Genomic DNA, 23,769 nt, shown 5'->3' on the forward strand with positions numbered 1-23,769 from the left:
GGCCGGCACGTCGATCACTGCACGGCTGAAGGAATCGGTGCGGCTCCCGGGCGTCGGCGACAGGACGTGGCTCACCTACGACGACCCGAGCGGGACGCTCAACCGCTGGACCCGGGCGGTGCCGGGAAGCTGAGCGGATGCCCGGGGCCCCGGGGCGGCACCGTCGGTGCTGCCCCGGGGCCCCGGGCCGTGGCCGGCTCCTGCCTCAGCCGGCGTCCTGGGAGCGGCCGAGCTGGTCGTTGATGAAGGCGAACAGCTCCTCGTCGGAGGCGGCGCGCAGCTGTTCGGTGTCGACGGCCGGGGCGGCCGGCTCCTCGACGGCCGCGAGGCGGCCGAGCAGGGCCTGCAGGCGGACGGAGAGGGTGCTGCGAAGGTCGTCGCCCGGGGCGGGGGCGGCAGCGAACGCGGCCTCCAGACGGTCGAGTTCGGCGAGCAGCGGGCGGGCCGAGGCGTCCGCCGCGGGGGCGGTCTCGGTGAACAGCAGCTCGGCGAGGGCCGCGGGCGTCGGGAAGTCGAACACCAGCGTGGCCGAGAGGCGCAGACCGGTGGCGGTGTTCATCCGGTTGCGTAGTTCGACGCCGGTCAGGGAGTCGAAGCCGAGCTCCTTGAAGGCCCGTTCGGCCTCGACCGCGTCCGGGCCGGAGTGGCCGAGGACCGCCGCGACCTGGGTGCGGACCAGATCCAGCAGCAGCGTGCGGCGGCCCTCCTCGTCCAGTCCGGCGAGCCGCTGTTCGAGTGTCCGGGCCTGGTCGGCCGCCGCCGCCGCGGCGGCCCGGGGAGTGCGGCGGGCCGTGGCCCGGACCAGCCCGCGCAGCAGCGGCGGGACGGCGGAGGGGTCGGCGTGGGCGCGCAGCCCGGCGACGTCCAGGCCCACCGGGGCGAGGGCGGCGCGGCCGAGCGTCGCCGCGGTGTCGAGCAGGTCCAGGCCCTGGGCGGAGCCGAGCGGGGTGATGCCGCCGCGGGCCATCCGCTGGAGATCGGCCGCGTCGAGGGTGCCGGTCATGCCGCTGCTCTCCGCCCACAGGCCCCAGGCGAGGGACAGCCCGGCGAGGCCGGCGGCGCGCCGGTGACCGGCCAGTGCGTCGAGGAAGGCGTTGGCGGCCGCGTAGTTGCCCTGGCCGGCGCCGCCGAAGGTGCCGGCGACGGAGGAGAAGAGGACGAACGCGGCGAGGTCCGCGGACGCGGTGAGCTCGTGGAGGTGGAGTGCGGCGTCGACCTTCGGGCGCAGCACGGCGTCCAGCCGGTCGGGGGTGAGCGAGCCGACCACGCCGTCGTCGATGACGCCCGCCGTGTGGACCACGGCTGTCAGCGGGTGGGCGGCGGGGACGGCGACGAGCAGGTCGGCGAGCGCGGAGCGGTCGGCGGCGTCGCAGGCGGCGACGGTCACCCGGGCGCCGAGGGCGGTCAGTTCGGCGCTGAGCTCGGCCGCGCCGGGGGCGTCGGCACCGCGCCGGCTGGTGAGCAGCAGGTGCCTGACCCCGTGCCGGGTCACCAGGTGGCGGGCGACGAGCGCGCCGAGGGTGCCGGTGGCACCGGTGACCAGGACGGTGCCGTCCGGGTCGAGCGGCGGCGGGACGGTGATGACGACCTTGCCGATGTGCCTGGCCTGGCTGACGTACCGGAACGCCTCGGGGGCGCGCCGGATGTCCCAGGTGGTGACGGGCAGGTGCCGGAGGGCGCCCTGTGCGAACAGGTCGACGACGGCGGTGAGCATCTCGTTGATGCGGTCCGGGCCGGCCTCGATCAGGTCGAAGGCACGGTAGCGGACGCCGGGGTGCTCGGCGGCGACCAGGTCGGCGTCGCGGATGTCGGTCTTGCCCATTTCGATGAAGCGCCCGCCGCGCGGCAGCAGCCGCAGCGAGGCGTCGACGAACTCCCGGGCGAGCGAGTCGAGGACGACGTCGACGCCGCGGCCGCCGGTGGCGGTGCGGAAGTGCTCTTCGAAGTCCAGGTCGCGGGAGGACGCGAGGTGGCTGTCGTCGAGGCCGAGTGCGCGCACGGCATCCCACTTGCCGGCACTGGCGGTGCCGAACACCTCGGCGCCCAGGTGGCGGGCGAGTTGCACGGCGGCCATGCCGACACCGCCGGCCGCGGCGTGGACCAGCAGGGACTCGCCGGGCTGCAGGTCGGCCAGGTCGGTCAGCGCGTAGTAGGCGGTGAGGAAGACCACCGGGACGGAGGCCGCCTCGGCGAAGCTCCAGTCGGCGGGCATCGGGGCGACCATCCGGCGGTCGGTGACCGTGACGGGTGCGAAGCCGCCGGAGAGCATGCCGAACACCCGGTCGCCGACGGCGAGGTCGGTGACGCCGGGGCCGACCTCGAGGACGACGCCGGCGCCCTCCAGTCCGAGCAGGCCGGCGTTGCCCGGGTACATGCCGAGGGCGTTGAGGACGTCCCGGAAGTTGAGGCCGGTGGCACGGACGCCGATGCGGATGTAGCCGGGCTCCAGCGGGGCGACGGCGGGCGGGAACTCGATGAGCTCCAGGTTCTCCAGGGTGCCCTTGGCCGGGATGCCGAGCCGCCAGGCGACGGCGTCCTCCGGCGGGGTCAGCGCTGCGTCGGTGGCGATCCGGGCCAGTCGGGGGGCGAACGGTTCGCCGTGCCGGACGGCCAGTTCGCTCTCACCGCGGGACACCGCCGTGGGCAGAGCGGTCGGCAGCGCCGCGGCGGAGTCGGCTGTCCGGTCCAGGTCGAGCAGGAGGAAGCGGTCCGGGTTCTCGGCCTGCGCGGAGCGCAGCAGGCCGCGCAGCGCGGCACCGGCCAGGTCGTCGGCCCGCTCGCCGGGCGCGGCGGCGACCGCGCCGTGGGTGACGACCACGAGGCGGGCGTCGGCGAGGGCCTGCTGGTCGAGCCAGCCCTGGGCGAGGGCCAGGGCCCGGTGGACGGCGGTACGGACGGTGTCGGCGGGCGGCCGGCCCGGGTCGTCCGCCGGGAACGGGGTGCCGAAGGGGGCGAGCACGAACCCGGGCACGGGGGCGCCCGCCGCGACGGCGGCGGCGAGTGCGGCGAGGTCCGGGTACGTCTCGGCGGCGATTGCGGCGGCCCGCAGGCTCCGGTGCAGTTCCTCGGCCGCGTCGGCCTGCCCGGGGGTGCCGATGACGGCCAGTGCGGCGGTCGGCCGGTCGGTGCCGTCCGCGGACAGCGGTGCCCATGCGACCTCGAACAGGTCGTCGTGGTGCGTGGCGCGGGCGCCCCGCAGCTGATCGACGGCGACCGGGCGCAGCAGCAGGGAGTCGACGGTGGCGACCGGGCGGCCGGTGGCGTCGGCGAGCGCGAGGGCGATGGTGTCGGCGCCCTGAGGGGTGATCCGCACGCGGAGCGCGGTCGCGCCGACGGCGTGCAGGGCGACTCCGCTCCAGGAGAACGGCAGCCTGCCCTGGTCGCCGCCGCTGCCCTGCAGGAACGTGCCGTGCAGCGCGGCGTCGAGCAGTGCCGGGTGGAGGCCGAACAGGCTGCCGTCCGCCTCGGCCGTCGGCGGCAGCGCGACCTCGGCGAAGACCTCCTCGCCGAGCCGCCAGGCGGCGGTCAGCCCCTGGAACGCGGGCCCGTACGCGAAGCCGCCCGAGGCCAGCCGCTCGTAGAGGCCGTCCACCGCGACCGGTTCCGCGCCGGGCGGCGGCCACGCGGTGAGTTCGGCGGCCGCAGCGCCGTCGGAGGCGGCGGCCAGGGCCCCGCCGGCGTGCCGGGTCCACGGCTCGTCGGGATCGGCGTGTTCGGGCCGGGAGTACAGGCTCACCGGCCGGCCGCCGTCCTCTGCGGCGGCACCCACCCAGAGCTGGAACTGCAGCGCCTCGGCGCCGGGCAGCACCAGGGGCGACTCCAGGGTGAGTTCCTCGAGTCGCGCGCAGCCGACCTGTTCGCCGGCCCGCAGCGCGAGCTCGACGAAGGCGGTGCCGGGCAGCAGCACGGTGCCGGAGACGGCGTGGTCGGCCAGCCACGGGTGGGTGTCGACGGCGAGCCGCCCGGTGAACAGGTAGCCGTCGGACTCGGCCAGCGGGGCCACGGCCCCGAGGAGAGGGTGCTCGGGTGCGACCAGGCCCGCCGACGCCACGTCCGCGGCCCGGAAGGCGGGCGCCTCCAGCCAGTACCGCTCGCGCTGGAAGGGGTAGGTCGGCAGGTCGATGCGGCGGGCGCCGGTACCGGCGAGGACGGCCTGCCAGTCCAGCCCCGTGCCGCGGACGTGGAGTCGGGCGAGCGCGGTGGTGAAGCTCTCCGGCTCGGGGCGGTCGCGGCGCAGGGCGGGGGTGAGGACAGCGTCGGTGTCCTCCGCGAGGCACTGCCCTGCCATCGCGCTGAGCGTGCCGTCCGGGCCCAGCTCCAGGAACGTCCGGACGCCTTCGCCCTCCAGCACGTGCACCGCGTCAGCGAAGCGGACAGCCTCGCGAACGTGCCGCACCCAGTACTCAGGGTCGGTCAACTCAGCCGACACGAGCGAACCGGTCAGCGTCGACACGATCGGGACCCGCGGCGCCGCGAAAACCACCTCAGCGGCCACCGCACGGAACTCCGCCAGCATGCCGTCCATCAGCGGCGAATGGAACGCATGACTGACGGTGAGCCGCTTCGACCTCCGCCCCTCCAGACCGGCCACCACAGCCAAAACCGCGCCCTCGACACCCGAAACCACCACCGAGGCCGGCCCGTTGACCGCCGCAATGCCCACACCGTCGGTCAGCAGCGGCAGCACCTCCTCCTCGGACGCCTCCACCGCCACCATGGCGCCACCACGCGGCAGCGCCTGCATCAACCGGCCACGGGCCGCCACCAGCCGGCACGCGTCCGCCAGCGAGAACACACCCGCCACATGCGCCGCGGCCAACTCACCGATCGAATGCCCCGCCAGGAAGTCCGGCCGCACACCCCACGACTCGACCAACCGGAACAGCGCCACCTCCAACGCGAACAACGCCGGCTGCGTGAACCCCGTCTCGTTGATCAGCTCCGCATCCGCGACCGCCTCACGCAGCGAACGCCCCAACAGCGGATCCAACTCCGCACACACCGCATCGAACGCAGCCGCGAACACCGGGTAAGAGGCATACAACTCGAAGCCCATCCCGACCCGCTGACTCCCCTGCCCCGCGAACAGGAACGCCGTCCGGCCTCCGGCCACCGTGCCCTCGGCCTGGGCGGTGCCGCCGCGGGCGAGGGCCGCCAGGCCGGCCAGCAGTTCGGTGCGGCTGCTGCCGATGACGGCGGCCCGCCGGTCGAGGCCGGTGCGGGTGGTGGCGAGGGAGTGCGCGACGTCGGCGGGCTGCCAGGCCGGGTCCTCCGCCAGCCTCCGGTGCAGGCGGTCGGCCTGCTCGACCAGGGCCTCCGCGGTCCTGGCGGAGAGCACCCACGGCACCGTGGCGCCGCCGCTCGGGGCGCCCTCGGCCGGCTCGGCAGGCGGTTCGGCGCCGGCCTCCTCGGGGGTCTGCTCGATGATGGCGTGCGCATTGGTACCGCTGACGCCGAAGGACGAGACGCCGGCCCGGCGCGGCGCGCCGGTCTCGGGCCACGGGCGGGCCTCGGTGAGCAGTTCGACCGCCCCGGCGGTCCAGTCGACGTGCGGCGAGGGCTCGTCGACGTGCAGGGTCCGCGGCAGCACGCCGTGGCGCATCGCCATGACCATCTTGATGATGCCGGCGACGCCGGCGGCGGCCTGGGTGTGGCCGAGGTTGGACTTGATGGAGCCGAGCCAGAGCGGCCGGTCGGCGGAACGGCCCTGCCCGTACGTGGCGAGCAGCGCCTGCGCCTCGATCGGGTCGCCGAGGACGGTGCCGGTGCCGTGTGCCTCGACCGCGTCGACCTGGGTCGGCGCGAGTCCGGCGTTGGCGAGGGCCTGCTGGATGACACGCTGCTGGGAGGGCCCGTTCGGCGCAGTGAGGCCGTTGGAGGCACCGTCCTGGTTGACGGCGGTGCCGCGGACGACGGCCAGTACGGGGTGCCCGTTGCGGCGCGCGTCGGAGAGCCGTTCGACCAGGAGCATGCCGGCGCCCTCGGCCCAGCTGGTGCCGTCGGCGGCGGCGGAGAAGGACTTGCAGCGGCCGTCGGCGGCGAGCCCCCGCTGGCGGCTGAAGTCGACGAAGGTGTCGGGGGTGGACATCACGGTCACGCCGCCGGCCAGCGCGAGCGAGCACTCGCCGCTGCGCAGCGCCTGCGCGGCCAGGTGGAGGGCGACCAGGGAGGAGGAGCACGCGGTGTCGACGGTGACGGCGGGGCCCTCCAGTCCGAAGGTGTAGGAGACGCGGCCGGAGGCGACGCTGCCCGAGCTGCCGGTGCCGAGGTAGCCCTCGACGCCCTCCGGGATGGCGGGCAGCCGGGAGACGTAGTCGTGGTACATCACGCCGGCGAACACGCCGGTGCGGCTGCCCTTGAGCGAGGCCGGGTCGATCCCGGCCCGTTCGATCGCCTCCCAGGAGGTCTCCAGCAGCAGCCGCTGCTGCGGGTCCATGGCGAGCGCCTCGCGCGGGTTGATGCCGAAGAACGCCGGGTCGAAGTCGGCGGCTTCGTGCAGGAAGCCGCCCTCGCGGGCGTAGGAGGTGCCGGGGCGCTCGGGGTCCGGGTCGTAGAGGGCCTCGAGCGGCCAGCCGCGGTCGGCCGGGAAGGCGGAGACGCCGTCGCCGCCTTCGGCGACCAGCTGCCACAGTTCCTCGGGCGTGCTGACCCCGCCGGGGTAGCGGCAGGCCAGGCCGACGATGGCGATCGGGTCGTCGTCGACAACGACCGCGGCGGCCGGTGCTGCGGCGGCGGGGCCGGCCGAGCCGGCGAGCCGGGTGTCGAGGTGGTCGGCGAGGGCCTGCGGGGTCGGGTAGTCGAAGACGAGGGTGGCGGGCAGCCGCAGGCCGGTGGCGGCGGTCAGGCGGTTGCGCAGTTCGACCGCGGTGAGCGAGTCGAAGCCGAGTTCCTTGAAGGCGCGGGCGGGGTCGACGGCGTCGGCGCCGGTGTGGCCGAGGACCGCGGCGACCTCGCCGGTGAGCAGGCCGAGCAGGGCCCTGGCCCGTTCGTCGGCGGGCAGCGCGGCGAACCGGTGGCCCGGGTCGGCCGCGCCGGTGCCGACGGCGGTCCGCGCGGCCGGGCGGGCGGGGGCGCGGACCAGGCCGCGCAGCAGGGCCGGCAGCGCCGGGGAGGCGGCCTGGCCGCGGAGTCCGGCGGTGTCGAGGCGCATCGGCACGTAGCCGGCGCCGCCGAGAGCGGTGGCGGTGTCCAGCAGGGCCAGGCCCTCGGCGGAGGACAGTGCGGCGACGCCGGCGCGGCTGATGCGCTGCAGGTCGGCGCTGTCCAGGGTGCCGGTCATTCCGCTGCGTTCGGCCCACAGGCCCCAGGCGAGCGAGGTGGCGGGCAGGCCGCGGGCCTGCCGGTGGTGGGCGAGCGCGTCCAGGAAGGCGTTGGCGGCGGCGTAGTTGGCCTGGCCGGGGCCGCCGAGGGTGGCGGCGGCGGCCGAGAAGAGCACGAAGGCGGCGAGGTCGTGTCCAGCCGTCAGCTCGTGCAGGTGCCAGGCGGCGTCGGCCTTGGGCCGCAGCACGGTGGCGAGGCGCTCGGGGGTGAGCGCGTCGACGATGCCGTCGTCGAGGACGCCCGCGGTGTGCACCACGGCGGTGAGCGGGTGTGCGGCGGGGATGTCGGCGAGCACCCGGGCGAGGGCGTCGCGGTCGGCGGTGTCGCAGGCGGTGAGGGTGACGGCGGCGCCCGCCTCGGCGAGTTCGGCGGCGAGTTCGGCGGCGCCGGGTGCCTCGATGCCTCGCCGGGAGAGCAGCAGCAGGTGCCGGGCGCCGTGCTCGGTGACCAGGTGGCGGGCGACGAGGGTGCCGAGGGTGCCGGTGGCGCCGGTGACCAGGACGGTCCCGTCGGGGTCGAGGGCGCCGAGGCCGGTCGGGGCGCCCTGCCCGGCGGCGGGGTCGCTCGCGGTCCGGGTGAGGCGGGGGACGTGGAGGGCGCCTGCCCGGAGGGCGAGCTGCGGTTCGTCGGCGGCGAGGGCGGCGAGCAGGCGGTCCGGGCCGGCCGGGTCGTCGTCCAGGTCGGCGAGGACGAGGCGCCCGGGGTGTTCGGACTGGGCGGAGCGCACCAGGCCCCAGACGGTGGCGGCGGCGAGGTCGGTGACGTCCTCGCCGGGGTGGACGGCGACGGCGCCGCGGGTGGCGAGGACGAGGCGGGCCTCGGCGAGGGCGTCCTCGGCGAGCCACTGCTGCACCAGGGTGAGCGCTCGGGTGGCGACGGCGTGCGCGGCGCCAGGTGTGTCCTCGGCGCCCGGCTCGCCGGCGGCGGGGCCGGCGAGCAGGGCGACGACCGTGTGCGGCGCCTCGGCGCCGGCGCGGACTGCGGCGGCGAGCTCGGCCGGCCCGGGGTGGACCGGCAGGGCGGGAGCGGCGGCCAGGGCCGCCCGTCCGGTGTCGAGCAGGGCCCAGCCGGTGGCGGCGGGTTCGCCGGGGGTGCCGGGCTGCCAGGCGACGGTGAACAGCGACTCGTGGTGGACGGCCCGGGCAGCGTGCACCTGGGCGGCGGTGACGGGGCGCAGCAGCAGCGACTCGACGGCGGCGACGGGCGCGCCGGTGGTGTCGGCGACGGTGACCGCGACGGCGTCCTCGCCGGCCGGGGCGAGGCGGACGCGCAGGCGGTCGGCGCCGGAGGCGTGCAGGGTGACGCCGCGCCAGGCGAACGGCAGACGGCCGGACTCGCTGGGCGCCAACAGGCTGCCCATGCCGACGCCGTGCAGGGCGGCGTCGAGCAGGGCGGGGTGGAGGCCGAAGTGGCGGGCGTCGGCTCGGTGCGGCTCGGGCAGGCGGACCTCGGCGTGGATCTCGTCGCCGAGCTGCCAGGCGGCGGTGAGGCCCTGGAAGGCCGGGCCGTAGTCGAAGCCGGCGTCGGCGAGGTAGTCGTACAGGCCGTCGACGGGGACCGGGACGGCGCCGGCGGGCGGCCAGGTGTCCACGCCGAGCGGTTCGGCGGGGCGGTCGTCGGCGGGTGGGGCGAGCAGACCGGCGGCGTGCCGGGTCCAGGCGTACTCGGCCGTGGGCGCGGCGCCGGTGGCGGCGGCGTCGGGCTCGGGCCGGGAGTGCAGGGTGAACGGGCGGGTGCCGGTGCCGTCCGCCTCGCCGACGGCGAGCTGGATCTGCACGGCGCCGTGCTCAGGGAGCACCAGCGGGGCCTGGAGGGTGAGTTCGGCGAGGTGCGGGGCGCCGACGTGGTCGCCGGCGCGGACGGCGAGTTCGACGAAGGCGGTGCCGGGGAGCAGCACGGTGCCCATCACGGCGTGGTCGGCGAGCCAGGGGTGGGTCTGCCGGGAGAGCAGGCCGGTGAAGAGCACGCCGTCGGCGTCGGCGAGGGCGACGGCGGCGCCGAGCAGCGGGTGGTCGGCGGCGCCGAGGCCCGCGGAGGTGACGTCGACCGGCCAGCCGGCCGGCGGCTCGGGCCAGTGGCGGCGGCGCTGGAAGGCGTACGTGGGCAGGTCGATCCGGTGGCCGCCCCAGGGCCGGCCGACGGCGTGCCAGTCCGGCGTTGCGCCGTGGACGTGGGCGCGGGCGGCGGCGGCCAGCACGTTCGCCGCCTCGGGGCGACCGGCGCGCAGGGCGGCGATCAGCGCGGCGGGTGTGCCGTCCGCGTCGAGGCTCTGCTCGGCGAGGGCGGTGAGCACGCCGTCGGGGCCGACCTCCAGGAACGTGGTGACGCCGCCGGCCCGGAGCCGGCGCACGGCGTCGTGGAAGCGGACGGCCTCGCGGACGTGCCGCACCCAGTACTCGGGGTCGCGGATCTCCTCGGCGGAGAGCGTGCCGCCGGTGACGGTGGAGACGATCGGTATCCGCGGCGCCTCGTACGCCACCTGCTCCGCAACGGCCCGGAACTCGTCGAGCATGCCGTCCATCAGCGGAGAGTGGAAGGCGTGGCTGACCGTCAGCCGCTTGGTGCGGCGGCCGTCGGCGGCGAGCTTCTCGGCGATCTCGACCACGGCGGTCTCGGCACCCGAGATCACCACGGACGTCGGGCCGTTGACCGCGGCGATGCCGACACCGTCGGTCAGCAGCGGCAGCACCTCGTCCTCCGCCGCTTCGACGGCGACCATCGCGCCGCCGCGCGGCAGCGCCTGCATCAGCCGGCCGCGCGCCGCGACCAGCCGCGCCGCGTCGGGGAGCGAGAACACCCCGGCGACGTGCGCGGCGGCCAGCTCGCCGATCGAGTGACCGGCGAGCAGGTCGACGCCGAGGCCCCAACTCTCCAGCAGGCGGAACAGCGCCACCTCGAGCGCGAACAGCGCGGGCTGGGCGTACGCCGTCTCGTCGATCAGGGCCGGGTCGGCGATCGCCTCGCGCAGGGGACGGTCCAGCAGCGGGTCGAGTTCGGCACAGACCGCGTCGAACGCCTCCCGGTACGCCGGGTACGCCGCGTACAGCTCCTCGCCCATGCCGGCCCGCTGACTGCCCTGGCCGGTGAACAGGAAGGCGGTCCGGCCCTCGGCGGCCGCGACGCCCTGCACCAGCTGGGGTGCGGACACGCCGGCGGCCAGCGCGTCCAGGCCCGCCAGCAGTTCGGTGCGGTCGGCGGCGAGCACGGCGGCCCGGTGGTCGAGCGCGGCACGGCCGGTGGCGAGCGAGTGTGCGAGGTCGGCGGGCGCGGGTGCGGGCACGGCGTCCAGGTGGGCCCGGAGGCGGGCGGCCTGGGCGCGCAGGGCCTCGGCCGTCCGCCCGGAGACCAGGTACGGCAGCACGGCGGGCGGCACCGGTGTGTCCGCGGACGCGGGCGTATCGGTGGTCCCGGGCGTGTCGGTGGTGGCCGGGGCCGGGGCCGGGGCCTGCTCGATGATGGCGTGCGCGTTGGTGCCGCTGACGCCGAACGAGGAGACGCCCGCGCGGCGCGGCTCGCCCGTCCGCGGCCACTCCCGGGACCGGTCGAGCAGGCGCACGCCGCCGGCCGCCCAGTCGACGTGCGGGGACGGCTCGTCCACGTGCAGGGTCTGCGGGAGCAGGCCGTGCTGCATGGCGAGCACCATCTTGATGATGCCGGCGACGCCGGCGGCGGCCTGGGTGTGGCCGAGGTTGGACTTGATGGAGCCGAGCCAGAGCGGCTGCTCGGCCGGTCGCTCCAGCCCGTACGTGGCGAGCAGCGCCTGCGCCTCGATCGGGTCGCCGAGGACGGTGCCGGTGCCGTGTGCCTCGACCGCGTCCACCTGGGCTGGGGTGAGGCCCGCATCGGCGAGGGCCTGGCGGATCACCCGCTGCTGGGAGGGGCCGTTCGGCGCGGTCAGGCCGTTGGAGGCGCCGTCCTGGTTGACGGCGGAGCCGCGGAGCACCGCCAGCACCGGGTGGCCGTTGCGCCGCGCGTCGGAGAGCCGCTCCAGCAGGAGCATGCCGACGCCCTCGCCCCAGCCGGTGCCGTCGGCGGCGGCGGCGAAGGACTTGCAGCGGCCGTCGGCTGCCAGGCCCCGCTGGCGGCTGAACTGCACGAACGCCCGCGGGCTGGACATCACGGTGACGCCGCCGGCCAGCGCGAGCGAGCACTCGTGCTGGCGCAGCGCCTGCGCGGCCAGGTGCACGGCGACCAGCGAGGACGAGCAGGCCGTGTCGACGGTGACGGCCGGGCCCTCCAGGCCGAAGGCGTAGGACAGGCGGCCGGAGAGCACGCTCGCCGCGTTGCCGGTCAGGGTGTAGCCCTCGACGCCCTGCGGCACCTGGTGGAGCAGGTCGCCGTAGTCCTGGCCGTTGGTGCCCGCGAAGACTCCGGTGCGGCTGCCCTTGAGCGAGGTCGGGTCGATGCCGGCGCGCTCCAGCACCTCCCAGGAGGACTCCAGCAGCAGGCGCTGCTGCGGGTCCATGGCGAGGGTCTCACGCGGGCTGATGCCGAAGAACGCGGCGTCGAACTCGGTCGCCTCGTAGAGGAATCCGCCCTGGCGGGTGTAGCTGGTGCCCTGCTGGTCCGGGTCGTCGTCGAAGAGCGCGTCGGTGTCCCACCCGCGGTCGGCCGGGAAGTCGCCGATCGCGTCGCGGCCCTCGGCCACCAGCTGCCACAGGTCCTCGGGCGAGTTCACCCCTCCCGCGAACCGGCAGCTCATCGACACCAGGGCGATCGGCTCGGATTCGCCCGCCTCCGCCTCGCGCAGCCGCTGACGGGTCTGGTGCAGATCCGCCGTGACGCGCTTCAGATAGTCGAGGAGCTTTTCCTGGGACACTGTGGAACCTCACCCTGTTGATGACGGCCGTCCTTGGTGGCGGCCGTCCTTGATGGCTTCAGGTGGTTGCGGGCCGTACGGGGCCCTGCCGTGCGGGGGCGGGCCGTACCGCTGGTGGCGCGGGGTGCCGGTGGTCGCCGGCCCGCCCGCGCCGCCCGGCAGTCAGGCCATGCCCAACTCGTTGTCGATGAAGGCGAACAGCTCGTCGGCGGAGGCCTCCCGGAGGTGCTCGGCCACCTGCTCGTCCGGCTGCCGCTCGTGCGGTTCGGCGCTCCACCGGGTCAGCAGGGCCTGGAGGCGGGCGGCGACGTCGGCCCGGGTGTCCGGGTCCTCGGTGACGGTGGCCAGTGCGGCCTCCAGCCGGTCGAGGTCCGCGAGGGTGCCTCCGCCCCCGCCGTGCGCCGGACCGGCCGGGACCAGGTCGGCCCGCAGGCGGGCGGCGAGGGCGGCCGGTGTCGGGAAGTCGAACACCAGCGTGGCCGGCAGGCGCAGGCCGGTGGCGGCGCCGAGGCGGTTGCGCAGTTCCAGTGCGGTCAGCGAGTCCAGGCCGAGTTCCTTGAACGCCCGGCCGGCCCCGACCTCGTCGACCGTGGTGTGTCCCAGCGCGGCGGCCGCGTGGGCGCGCACCAGGTCCAGCACGGTCTGCTCGCGCTCCAGTTCCGCCATGCCGGCCAGCCGCCGGCGCAGCTCGGCGGCGTCGGTGGCGGCGCCGGCCGCGGCGTCGGGCCCGGCTCCGGCGGCCGGGCGGCGGACGCCGGGCAGCCCGTCCAGCAGCGCGGACGGGCGCACCGAGGTGAAGCCGGGTGCGAAACGGTCCCAGGCGACGTCGGCGACGGTGACCACGGTCTCGTCCAGATCCAGGGCCTGCTGGAGGGCGGCGATCGCCGACTCGGGCCGCATCGCGGGCAGGCCGGCGCGGTCGAGCCGGTCGCCGATCAGGCCGTCCGCGGCCATGCCGCTCTCGCCCCAGCGCCCCCAGGCCACCGAGGTGGCGGCCAGCCCCTGGGCGCGGCGGTGCTCGGCGAAGACGTCCAGGAAGGCGTTGGCGGCGGCGTAGTTGGCCTGCCCGGCGTCGCCCAGGGTGCCGGCGAGGCCGGAGAACAGGACGAACGCGGAGAGGTCGAGGTCGCGGGTCAGCTCGTCCAGGGCGAGCACGGCCTCCGTCTTCGGGCGCAGCACCGTGGCGAATCGCTCGGGTGTCAGCGCGTCCAGCACGCCGTCGTCGAGGATCCCGGCGGTGTGCATCACGGCAGTGAGGGGCTGCTCGGTGGGGATCGTGCCGAGCAGGGCGGCCAGCGCGGTGCGGTCGGCGACGTCGCAGGCGGCGACGGTGACCCGGGCGCCCAGCGCGGTCAGTTCGGCGGCGAGTTCGGCGGAGCCGTCGGCCTCCGGGCCGCGCCGGCTGGTGAGCAGCAGGTGCTCGGCGCCGTTGCGGGCGAGCCAGCGGGCGACGTGGGCGCCCAGGGCGCCGGTGCCGCCGGTGACCAGCACCGTGCCGGACGGCCGCCAGCCCTCTCCCGCCACCGGGCCGGCCGGGGCGTGCACCAGGCGGCGCACCAGCACACCGGAGGCCCTGATCGCGACCTGGTCCTCACCGCCCGTACCGGCCAGCACCCCGGCCAGCCGGTCCATGGCCCGGTCGTCCAGCAGCTCCGGCAGGTCGACCAGGCCACCCCAGCGCTGCGGGTGCTCCAGCGCGGCGACCCGGCCGAAGCCCCAGATCAGGGACTGCACGGGCGCGGCCGGACGTTCGGCCCGGTTGGCCGCGACGGCGCCACGGGTGGCCGTCCACACCGGCGCCTCGATCCCGGCGTCGCCGAGCGCCTGCACCAGCACGGCCGTCCCGGCGAGCCCGAGCGGCAGGCCCGGGTGCTCGGCGTGCGGCCGCCCGTCCATGGCCGGGAGCCAGAGCAGGCCGGACAGGCCGACCGTGTCGCCGAGCTCCTTGCGCAGCCACTCGGCCAGCGGCTCGCGGTCGAGGCCGGCGGCCGGGAGGGTGAGCGTGCGGGCCTCCGAGCCGCGCCGGGCGAGACCGTGGGCGAGGTCGTCGGCGCGGTCCCGGTCGTCCTCCGTCGCGATGACCGCCCAGGTGCCGGAGAGCAGCGGTGCGGGCAGATCGGTGAGGGGCTGCCAGGTGATGCGGTAGCGCCAGCCGTCCACGGTCGACTGCTCACGGCGCTGCCGCCGCCAGGTCGACAGCGCGGGCAGGACGGCGCTCAGCGGCGCGTCGGCGTCCAGGTCGAGCGAGCCTGCCAACGTCTCCAGGTCGTGGCGCTCGACGGCCTCCCAGAAGGCGGTGTCCACAGGGTCCGCGCCGACCGTTCCGGCGCCGTTCTCCGGGCGGGCCGGCTCGGGCCAGAACCGGCGGTGCTGGAAGGCGTAGGTGGGCAGTTCGAGCGGCGGGACGGCGGTGGTGCCGGCGAAGGCGGCGGCCTGCCAGTCGACGGCCACGCCGCGCACCCACGCCTCGGCCAGCGAGGCCAGCAGTCGGCGCGGGCCGCCCTCGCCGCGGCGGAGCGTGCCGAACGCAGCGGCGTCGCGTTCGGCCGCCTCGATGCTCTCCTGGAGTGCCATCACCAGCACCGGGTGCGCGCTGACCTCGACGAAGGTGCCGTAGCCGTCGGCGAGGAGGGCGTCGACCGCCTCGGCGAAGCGGACGGTGGTGCGGAGGTTGGTGTACCAGTACTCGGCATCCATGGCGGAGCCGTCGACCAGCTCACCGGTCACCGTCGAGAACACCGGCACAAGGCCTGCGCGGGGGCTCACCGGAGCCAGCAGGTCGAGAAGTTCGGCACGGATCGACTCCACCTGCGCGGAATGCGAGGCGTAGTCCACCGGGACACGACGGGCACGAACGCCGTCCACCTCACACGAGGCCAACAACTCCTCCAGAGCGGCCGGCTCACCGGACACCACCACCGCCGACGGACCGTTCACCGCCGCGACCGACACCCGATCCCCGTCACCGAGACGCTCACGCACCCGCTCCACCGGCAACGCCACCGAGACCATGCCACCCAGACCCGCCAGACCACCCGCGATCGCCCGGCTGCGCAACGCCACCACCCGGGCACCGTCCTCCAACGACAACGCACCCGCCACCACCGCGGCAGCGATCTCACCCTGCGAATGACCGACCACCACACCCGGCTCCACACCGGACGCACGCCACACCTCCGCGAGGGACACCATCACCGCCCACAACACCGGCTGGACAACGTCCACCCGATCCATCCACGCATCACCCTCGACGCCCCGAACCACCTCCAGCAGCGACCAGCCGTCCACGAACGGCGCCAACGCCGCCCCACACTCCGCCATCCGCACAGCGAACACCGACGACGACTCCAACAGCTCCACCGCCATCGCGGCCCACTGCGAACCCTGACCCGGGAAGACGAACGCCACCCGGCCCGCCGAACCGCTCACGCCCCGGACCACGCCGGTGCCCGCCGCGCCGGAGGTCAGGTCGGCCAGTCCGGAGGCGAGTTCGGGGAGGTCGGCTCCGAGGACCACGGCCCGGTGCTCCAGGGCCGCGCGCCCGCTCGCCAGCGCCAGACCGGCACCCGGCACATCCGGCTCCCGTCCCGCGAAAGCCCGCAGCCGCGCCGCCTGCCCGCGCAGCGCCTCCTCACTCCGGCCCGACACCAGCCACGGCACCACCGAGCCACCCACCACCGGAGACCCGACGACGACCTCGTCCGCCTCCACCGGCCCGTCCGCCGGAGCCTGCTCGATGATCACATGCGCGTTCGTCCCACTGAAGCCGAACGAGGACACACCCGCACGACGCGGCTCCCCCGTCCCCGGCCACTCCCGCTGCTCCGTCAGCAGCTCGACGGCGCCTGCCGACCAGTCCACGTGGGGCGACGGCTCGTCCAGGTGGATGCTCTGCGGCAGGATGCCGCGGCGCAGCGCCTCGACCATCTTGATCACGCCGGCGAGGCCGGCGGCGGCCTGCGCGTGGCCGAGGTTGGACTTCACCGAGCCGAGCAGCAGCGGGCGGTCCTCGGGCCGGCCCTGACCGTAGGTGGCGAGCAGGGCCTGCGCCTCGATCGGGTCGCCCAAGCGCGTCCCCGTCCCGTGCGCCTCCACGGCGTCGACCTGGCCGGGGGCCAGACCGGCGTTGGCCAGGGCCTGGCGGATGACCCGCTGCTGGGAGGGACCGTTCGGCGCCGTCAGGCCGTTCGACGCACCGTCCTGGTTGATCGCCGACCCGCGGACCACCGCAAGCACCGGGTGCCCGTTGCGCCGGGCGTCGGAGAGCCGCTCGACCAGCACCATGCCGACGCCCTCGGAGGGGGTGAAGCCGTCGGCCGCGGCCGAGAACGGCTTGCAGCGGCCGTCGGCGGCCAGGCCCTGCTGGCGGCTGAACTCGATGAAGGTGCCGGGGGTGGACATCACCGTGACACCGCCCGCCAGCGCGAGTTCGCACTCGCCGTTACGCAGCGACTGGACGGCCAGGTGGAGCGCCACCAGCGAGGCCGAGCAGGCGGTGTCGACGGTCATCGCCGGGCCTTCGAGGCCGAACAGGTAGGAGACCCGGCCAGAGACCACGCTCGCGGCGGTGCCGGTCGCGACATGGCCCTCGGCCGACTGCGCGGCGCCGGCGAGCAGGCCCAGGTAGTCGCCGCCGTTGGTGCCTGCGAAGACACCGGTACGGCTGCCCCGCAGTGCGTGCGGGTCGATGCCGGCCCGCTCGAACGCCTCCCAGGAGGTCTCCAGCAGCAGCCGCTGCTGCGGGTCCATGGCCAGTGCCTCGCGCGGCGAGATCCCGAAGAACCCGGCGTCGAAGCGGCTGGCGTCGTGCAGGAAGCCGCCCTCGCGGATGTACGAGGTGCCCTTCGCGTCGGGGTCGGCGTCGAACACCGCGTCCAGGTCCCAGCCCCGGTCGGTCGGGAACCCCGACAGGGCGTCACCTCCGGCGGCCAGCAGCTGCCAGAGCGCCTCCGGTGAGTCCACGCCGCCGGGGAAGCGGCAGCTCATGCCGACGATGGCGATCGGCTCGTCGTGGGCGACGCTCGCCACCGCCGGTCCCGTCGCGTCGGCGACCGTCCCGGAGAGCTCCTCGCCGAGGTGGCGGGCGAGCGCGAGGGCGGTGGGGTGGTCGTAGACGAGGGTGGCGGGCAGCCGCAGGCCGGCCGCGGCACCGAGGCGGTTGCGCAGTTCGACGGCGGTCAGCGAGTCGAAGCCGAGCTCCTTGAACGCCCGGCCGGTGTCGACGGCCTCCGGCCCGGGGAAGCCGAGTGCGGCGGCGATGTGCGAGGCCACCAGGTCGAGCAGGATGCGCTCCCGCTCGGCCGGGGCGACACCCGCGAGCCGGACGGCGAGTGCGCCGTTGGTGGAGTGCTGCTCCTCGGTAGCGGCGCGGACGCCCTCCAGCACCCGGGCGGCCTCGGGGATGGCGGACAGCAGCGGGCGGACCCGGCCCGAGGTGAAGGCGAGGGTGAAGCGCTGCCAGTCGATGTCGGTGACGGTCAGTTCGGTGTCGCCCCGGTCCAGTGCGTGCTGCAGGGCGGAGACGGCCAGGTCCGGCGCCATCTCCAGGATGCCGTGGCGGCGCATCCGGTCGCCGACGCCGCCCTCGGCCATGCCGCCCTCGCCCCAGGGTCCCCAGGCGACGGAGGTGGCGGGCAGGCCGTCGGCCCGCCGCTGGGCGGCGAGCGCGTCCAAGAAGGCGTTCCCGGGGGCGTAGTTGCCCTGGCCGGGGGCACCGAACGTGGCGGCGAAGGAGGAGAAGAGGACGAACGCGGAGAGGTCCAGCTCCCGGGTCAGCTCGTGCAGGTGCAGCGCGGAGTCGACCTTGACCCGCAGCACCCGCTCCAGCTGGTCGGTGGTGAGCGCCTGGATCACGCCGTCGTCCAGCACGGCCGCGGTGTGCATCACGGCGGTCAGCGGACGCTCGGCGGGGATCCCGGCCAGCAGGGCTTCGAGCGCGGTGCGGTCGGCGACGTCGCAGGAGACGATGTCGGCGGCGGCACCGAGGCCGGTGAGTTCGGCGGCGAGTTCAGCGGCGCCGTCGGCCTCCGGACCGCGCCGGCTGGTGAGCAGCAGGTGCTCGGCGCCGTTGCGGGCGAGCCAGCGGGCGACGTGGGCACCCAGGGCGCCGGTGCCGCCGGTGACCAGCACCGTGCCGGACGGCCGCCAGCCCTCCCCCGCCACCGGGCCGACCGGGGCGTGCACCAGGCGGCGCACCAGCACCCCGGAGGCCCTGATCGCGACCTGGTCCTCACCGCCCGTACCGGCCAGCACCCCGGCCAGCCGGTCCATGGCCCGGTCGTCCAGCAGCTCCGGCAGGTCGACCAGGCCACCCCAGCGGGGGGCGTCCTCCAGGGCGGCGACCCGGCCCAGGCCCCAGACCAGGGACTGCGCGGGACCGGTCAGGCGCTCGGCCCGGTCGACCGCGACGGCGCCGCGGGTGGCCGTCCACACCGGCGCCTCGATCCCGGCGTCGGCCAGCGCCTGGAGCAGCAGAACGGAGCCCGCCAGGCCGAACGGCACCGACGGGTGCGCGGAGCAGCGGTCCTCGACCGTGCCGAGCAGGGAGAGCAGGCCGGCCGGGGAGGCGCCGTCGGGGAGCTCCGCGGCCAGCCGGGCGGCCAGTGTGGTGCGGTCGAGATCGTTTTCGCCGACGGTGAGCACGGTGACGTCGGCGCCGCGTCGTTCGAGGCCGTGGGCGAGGTCGTCGGCGCGGTCCCGGTCGTCCTCCGTCGCGATGACCGCCCAGGTGCCGGAGAGCAGCGGTGCGGGCAGATCGGTGAGGGGCTGCCAGGTGATGCGGTAGCGCCAGCCGTCCACGGTCGACTGCTCACGGCGCTGCCGCCGCCAGGTCGACAGGGCGGGCAGGACGGCGCTCAGCGGCGCGTCGGCGTCCAGGTCGAGCGAGCCTGCGAGGACGCCGAGGTCCTCGTTCTCGACGGCGGCCCAGAACTCGGCCTCGACGGGGTCGACCCCGGTCGGGTTCCCCTGGTCGGATGCCGCGCTGGGCGCGTCCAGCCAGTAGTGCGCACGCTGGAAGGCGTAGGTGGGGAGTGCGAGCGGCGGGACGGCGGTGGTGCCGGCGAAGGCGGCGGCCCGCCAGTCGACGGCCACGCCGCGCACCCACGCCTCGGCCAGCGAGGCCAGCACCCGGCGCGGGCCGCCCTCGCCGCGGCGCAGCGTGCCCACGGTCACCGCGTCGTGCCCGGCCGCCTCGGCGGTGTCCTGCACCGCCATCGCCAGCACCGGATGGGCGCTCACCTCGACGAAGGTGCCGTAGCCGTCGGCGAGGAGGGCGTCGACCGCCTCGGCGAACCGGACGGTGGTACGGAGGTTGGTGTACCAGTACTCGGCATCCATGGCGGAACCGTCGACCAGCTCACCGGTCACCGTCGAGAACACCGGCACCGAGCCCGCCCGCGGACGGACCTCCGCAAGGACCTCCAACAGCTCGGCACGGATCGACTCCACCTGCGCGGAGTGCGAGGCGTAGTCCACCGGGACACGACGGGCACGAACGCCGTCCACCTCACACGAGGCCAACAACTCCTCCAGAGCGGCCGGCTCACCGGACACCACCACCGCCGACGGACCGTTCACCGCCGCGACCGACACCCGATCCCCGTCACCGAGACGCTCACGCACCTCCTCCACCGGCAACGCCACCGAGACCATGCCACCCAGACCCGCCAGACCACCCGCGATCGCCCGGCTGCGCAGCGCCACCACCCGGGCACCGTCCTCCAGCGACAGCGCACCCGCCACCACCGCGGCAGCGATCTCACCCTGCGAATGACCGACCACCACACCCGGCTCCACACCGGACGCACGCCACACCTCCGCGAGGGACACCATCACCGCCCACAACACCGGCTGGACGACGTCCACCCGATCCATCCACGCATCACCCTCGACGCCGCGAACCACCTCCAGCAGCGACCAGCCGTCCACGAACGGCGCCAACGCCGCCCCACACTCCGCCATCCGCACAGCGAACACCGACGACGACTCCAACAGCTCCACCGCCATCGCGGCCCACTGCGAACCCTGACCCGGGAAGACGAACGCCACCTTCCCGGGTGCACCCGCAGCGCCCTGCACGACACCGGCGCTCACGCCACCGTCGGCCATCGCCGTCATTCCGGAGACGAGTTCGGGGAGGTCGGCTCCGAGGACCACGGCCCGGTGCTCCAGGGCCGCGCGCCCGCTCGCCAGCGCCAGACCGGCACCCGGCACATCCGGCTCCCGTCCCGCGAAAGCCCGCAGCCGCGCCGCCTGCCCGCGCAGCGCCTCCTCACTCCGGCCCGACACCAGCCACGGCACCACCGAGCCACCCACCACCGGAGACCCGACGACGACCTCGTCCGCCTCCACCGGCCCGTCCGCCGGAGCCTGCTCGATGATCACATGCGCGTTCGTCCCACTGAAGCCGAACGAGGACACACCCGCACGACGCGGCTCCCCCGTCCCCGGCCACTCCCGCTGCTCCGTCAGCAGCTCCACCGCACCCTCCGACCAGTCCACGTGTGTGGAGGGCTCGGTGACGTGCAGGGTCTGCGGCAGGACACCCTCTCGGATCGCCATCACCATCTTGATGACGCCGCCCACCCCGGCGGCGGCCTGGGTGTGACCGATGTTCGACTTCAACGAACCCAGCAGGAGCGGCCGGTCGGCCGGACGCTCCTGGCCGTACGTGGCGAGCAGTGCCTGTGCCTCGATCGGGTCGCCCAGGGTCGTCCCCGTCCCGTGCGCCTCCACCACGTCGACCTGGGCGGGCGTCAGGGCGGCGCCGGCCAGCGCCTGGCGGATGACCCGCTGCTGGGAGGGACCGTTCGGCGCCGTCAGGCCGTTCGACGCACCGTCCTGGTTGATCGCCGACCCGCGGACCACCGCCAGCACCGGGTGCCCGTTGCGCCGGGCGTCGGAGAGCCGCTCGACCAGCACCATGCCGACGCCCTCGCCCCAGCCGGTGCCGTCCGCGTCATCGGAGAACGCCTTGCAACGGCCGTCGGTGGCCAGGCCGCGCTGGCGGCTGAACTCGACGAAGGTGCCGGGGGTGGACATCACCGTCACCCCGCCCGCCAGCGCCATGGTGCACTCGCCGCTGCGCAGCGCCTGGACAGCCAGGTGGAGTGCCACCAGCGAGGACGAACAAGCCGTGTCGACAGTGACCGCCGGCCCCTCCAGCCCGAAGGTGTACGAGACGCGGCCCGAGGCGACGCTGCCGAAGCTGCCCGTGCCGAGATGGCCCTCGACGCCCTCGGGCACGGCACCCAGCCGGCTGGCGTACTCGTGGTACATCAGGCCGGCGAACACGCCGGTGCGGCTGCCCTTGAGCGTGCGCGGGTCGATGCCGGCCCGCTCGAACGCCTCCCAGGAGGTCTCCAGCAGCAGCCGCTGCTGCGGGTCCATGGCCAGCGCCTCGCGCGGCGAGATCCCGAAGAACGCCGGGTCGAACGAGCCGGCCTCGTAGAGGAAGCCGCCCTGGTTGACGTAGCTGGTGCCGTGCGCGTCCGGGTCGTCGTCGATCAGCGCGTCGGCGTCCCAGCCGCGATCGGCGGGGAAGCCGCCGATGGCGTCCGTCCCGGTGGCCACCAGCTGCCACAGGTCCTCGGGCGAGGCCACCCCGCCGGGGTAGCGGCAGGCCATGCCGACGATCGCGATCGGCTCGCGGTCGCGCTCCTCCATGTCCCGAAGCCTCCGCCGGGCATTGCGCAGGTCGGCGGTGGCGCGCTTGAGGTAGTCGCGCAGCTTGTCCTCGTTCAGCATGTCCGTCCGCTCCTTGCGGCAAAGAAAAGGGGGTGGCGCCCGGGTCAGGAGGTCTCGAGCTCGTCGTCGAGCAGGTCGAAGAGCTCGTCGTCGGTCGCCGTGTCGAGGTCGCGGTGGTCGTCGACGGGGTCGGCCGCGCCGCCGATGGCGTCCCGCCACTGTGTGAGCAGGGCCTGGAGGCGGAGGGTGACCCGCGTGCCGGTCTCCGCGTCGGTCGGGGTACGTACCAGGGCCTCGGCGAGGCGGTCGAGTTCGGCGAAGACGCCGGGACCGGCCGGGTCCCCGTCCTGCGGGACGGCGGCGGACAGGTGGGCGACCAGGTCGGCGGGGCTCGGGTGGTCGAAGATCAGCGTCGCGGGCAGCCGCAGGCCGGTGACCGCGGTGAGGCGGTTGCGCAGTTCGACGGCGGTCAGCGAGTCGAAGCCGAGTTCGCGGAACGCGTGGCCGGGCTGGACGGCGGCCGCACCCGCGTAGCCGAGGACGGCGGCGACCTGGCCGCAGACCACGTCCAGCAGGATCCGCTCCCGGTCCTGCGCCGACTGCCCGGCGAGCCGTCGGCGCAGGTCCGCGGCCGGATCGGCCTCGGCCGCCCTCGCGGCGCGGCGGACGGGCGGCTGCACGAGGGATCGCAGCAGGGCCGGCACCTGGCCGCCCTGCGCGGCCGCGGCCCGCACGGTGGCCAGGTCGAGCCGGGCGGGTACCAGCACCGGGTGGTGCGGCAGGGTGATGGCCGTGTCCAGCAGGGCCAGACCCTCGGCAACCGACAGCGCGGACACCCCGCCCCGGGCCATCCGCTCGACGTCGGCGCCGGCCAGGGTGTCCGCCATGCCGCCGTCGTCCGCCCACAGGCCCCAGGCGAGCGAGGCCGCCGGGAGACCCGCGGCGTGCCGGTGCTCGGCGAGGGCGTCGAGGAAGCTGTTCGCAGCCGCGTAGTTGGCCTGGCCGGCCGCACCGAAGACACCGGCCGCGGAGGAGAACAGCACGAACGCGGCGAGCGGACGGTCCTTCGTCAGTTCGTGCAGGTTCCAGGCCGCATCCACCTTCGGGCGCAGCACGGCGGCCAGCCGCTCGGGGGTCAGGGACGAGACGATGCCGTCGTCCAGGACTCCGGCGATGTGGACCACCGCCGTCAGGTCCGTGCCGTCCAACAGCCGTGCCAGCGCGTCGCGGTCGGCCGCGTCGCAGGCGGCGAACGCCGTCTCGGCGCCGAGACCGGCCAGGTCGGCCGCCAACTCCCCTGCCCCCGGGGCGGCTTCGCCGCGACGGGAGACCAGCAGCAGACGACGGACGCCGCACTCCGCCACCAGGTGACGGGCGACCTGTCGGCCGAGCGCACCAGTGGCTCCCGTCAGCAGGACCGTGCCGCCGCCGAGGGCGTCCGTGGCGTCCGTGCCCGGCGCGCCGGTCTCGGTGACGCGCAGCAGGCGCAGGGCGGCGGCGCTGCCCGCGCGGAGCGCCAGCTGCGGTTCGTCGCTGCCGAGTGCGTAGGACAGGGCCCGCAGCGAGGCGGGGTCACCGTCCACGTCGACCACCGTGATCCGGCCCGGGTGCTCGGACTGGGCCGACCGCAGCAGGCCCCGGACAGCCGCGGCGGGAAGGTCACCCGCGCCCGCGCCGGCCGACTTCCGGGTCACCACGACCAGGCGGGAGTCGGCGAACGCGTCCGCCGCCAGCCATTCCTGTACCAGGGCGAGCACGTCCCGGACGGCCGCGTGGGTGGCGGCTGCCGCGGCGGGCTCCTCCGCGGCGGGGAGGGCTACGACCAGGATGTCGGGGACGACACCGCTTTCGGCGATGTCCGCCAGGTCCGCGAAGGCGATCGCGCCGGCCAGGCCCAGGCCGTCCCCGCCCAGGACACCGATCACACCGTCGGGCGCCGACAC

3 protein-coding genes are annotated in these 23,769 nt (G+C 75.7%); all 3 read right to left on the reverse strand.

Going from position 1 to position 23,769, the window contains the following annotated elements; translation table 11 throughout:
- Positions 1 to 205: 205 nt before the first annotated feature.
- Positions 206 to 12,139: an SDR family NAD(P)-dependent oxidoreductase gene (locus ACZ52R_RS40885; RefSeq protein ID WP_465755317.1), complete on the reverse strand. Its 11,934-nt coding sequence runs from the start codon at positions 12,137 to 12,139 to the stop codon at positions 206 to 208.
- A 162-nt stretch (positions 12,140 to 12,301) separates the two neighbouring features.
- On the reverse strand, positions 12,302 to 21,886 hold the full coding sequence (locus ACZ52R_RS40890) for a type I polyketide synthase (RefSeq protein WP_465755318.1): 9,585 nt from the start codon (positions 21,884 to 21,886) through the stop codon (positions 12,302 to 12,304).
- Positions 21,887 to 21,930: 44 nt separating this feature from the next.
- On the reverse strand, positions 21,931 to 23,769 hold a 1,839-nt coding region (locus ACZ52R_RS40895; RefSeq protein WP_465755319.1), incomplete at its 5' end, for a type I polyketide synthase.

It is taken from the genome of Kitasatospora sp. NPDC034023 (genome assembly GCF_055575795.1).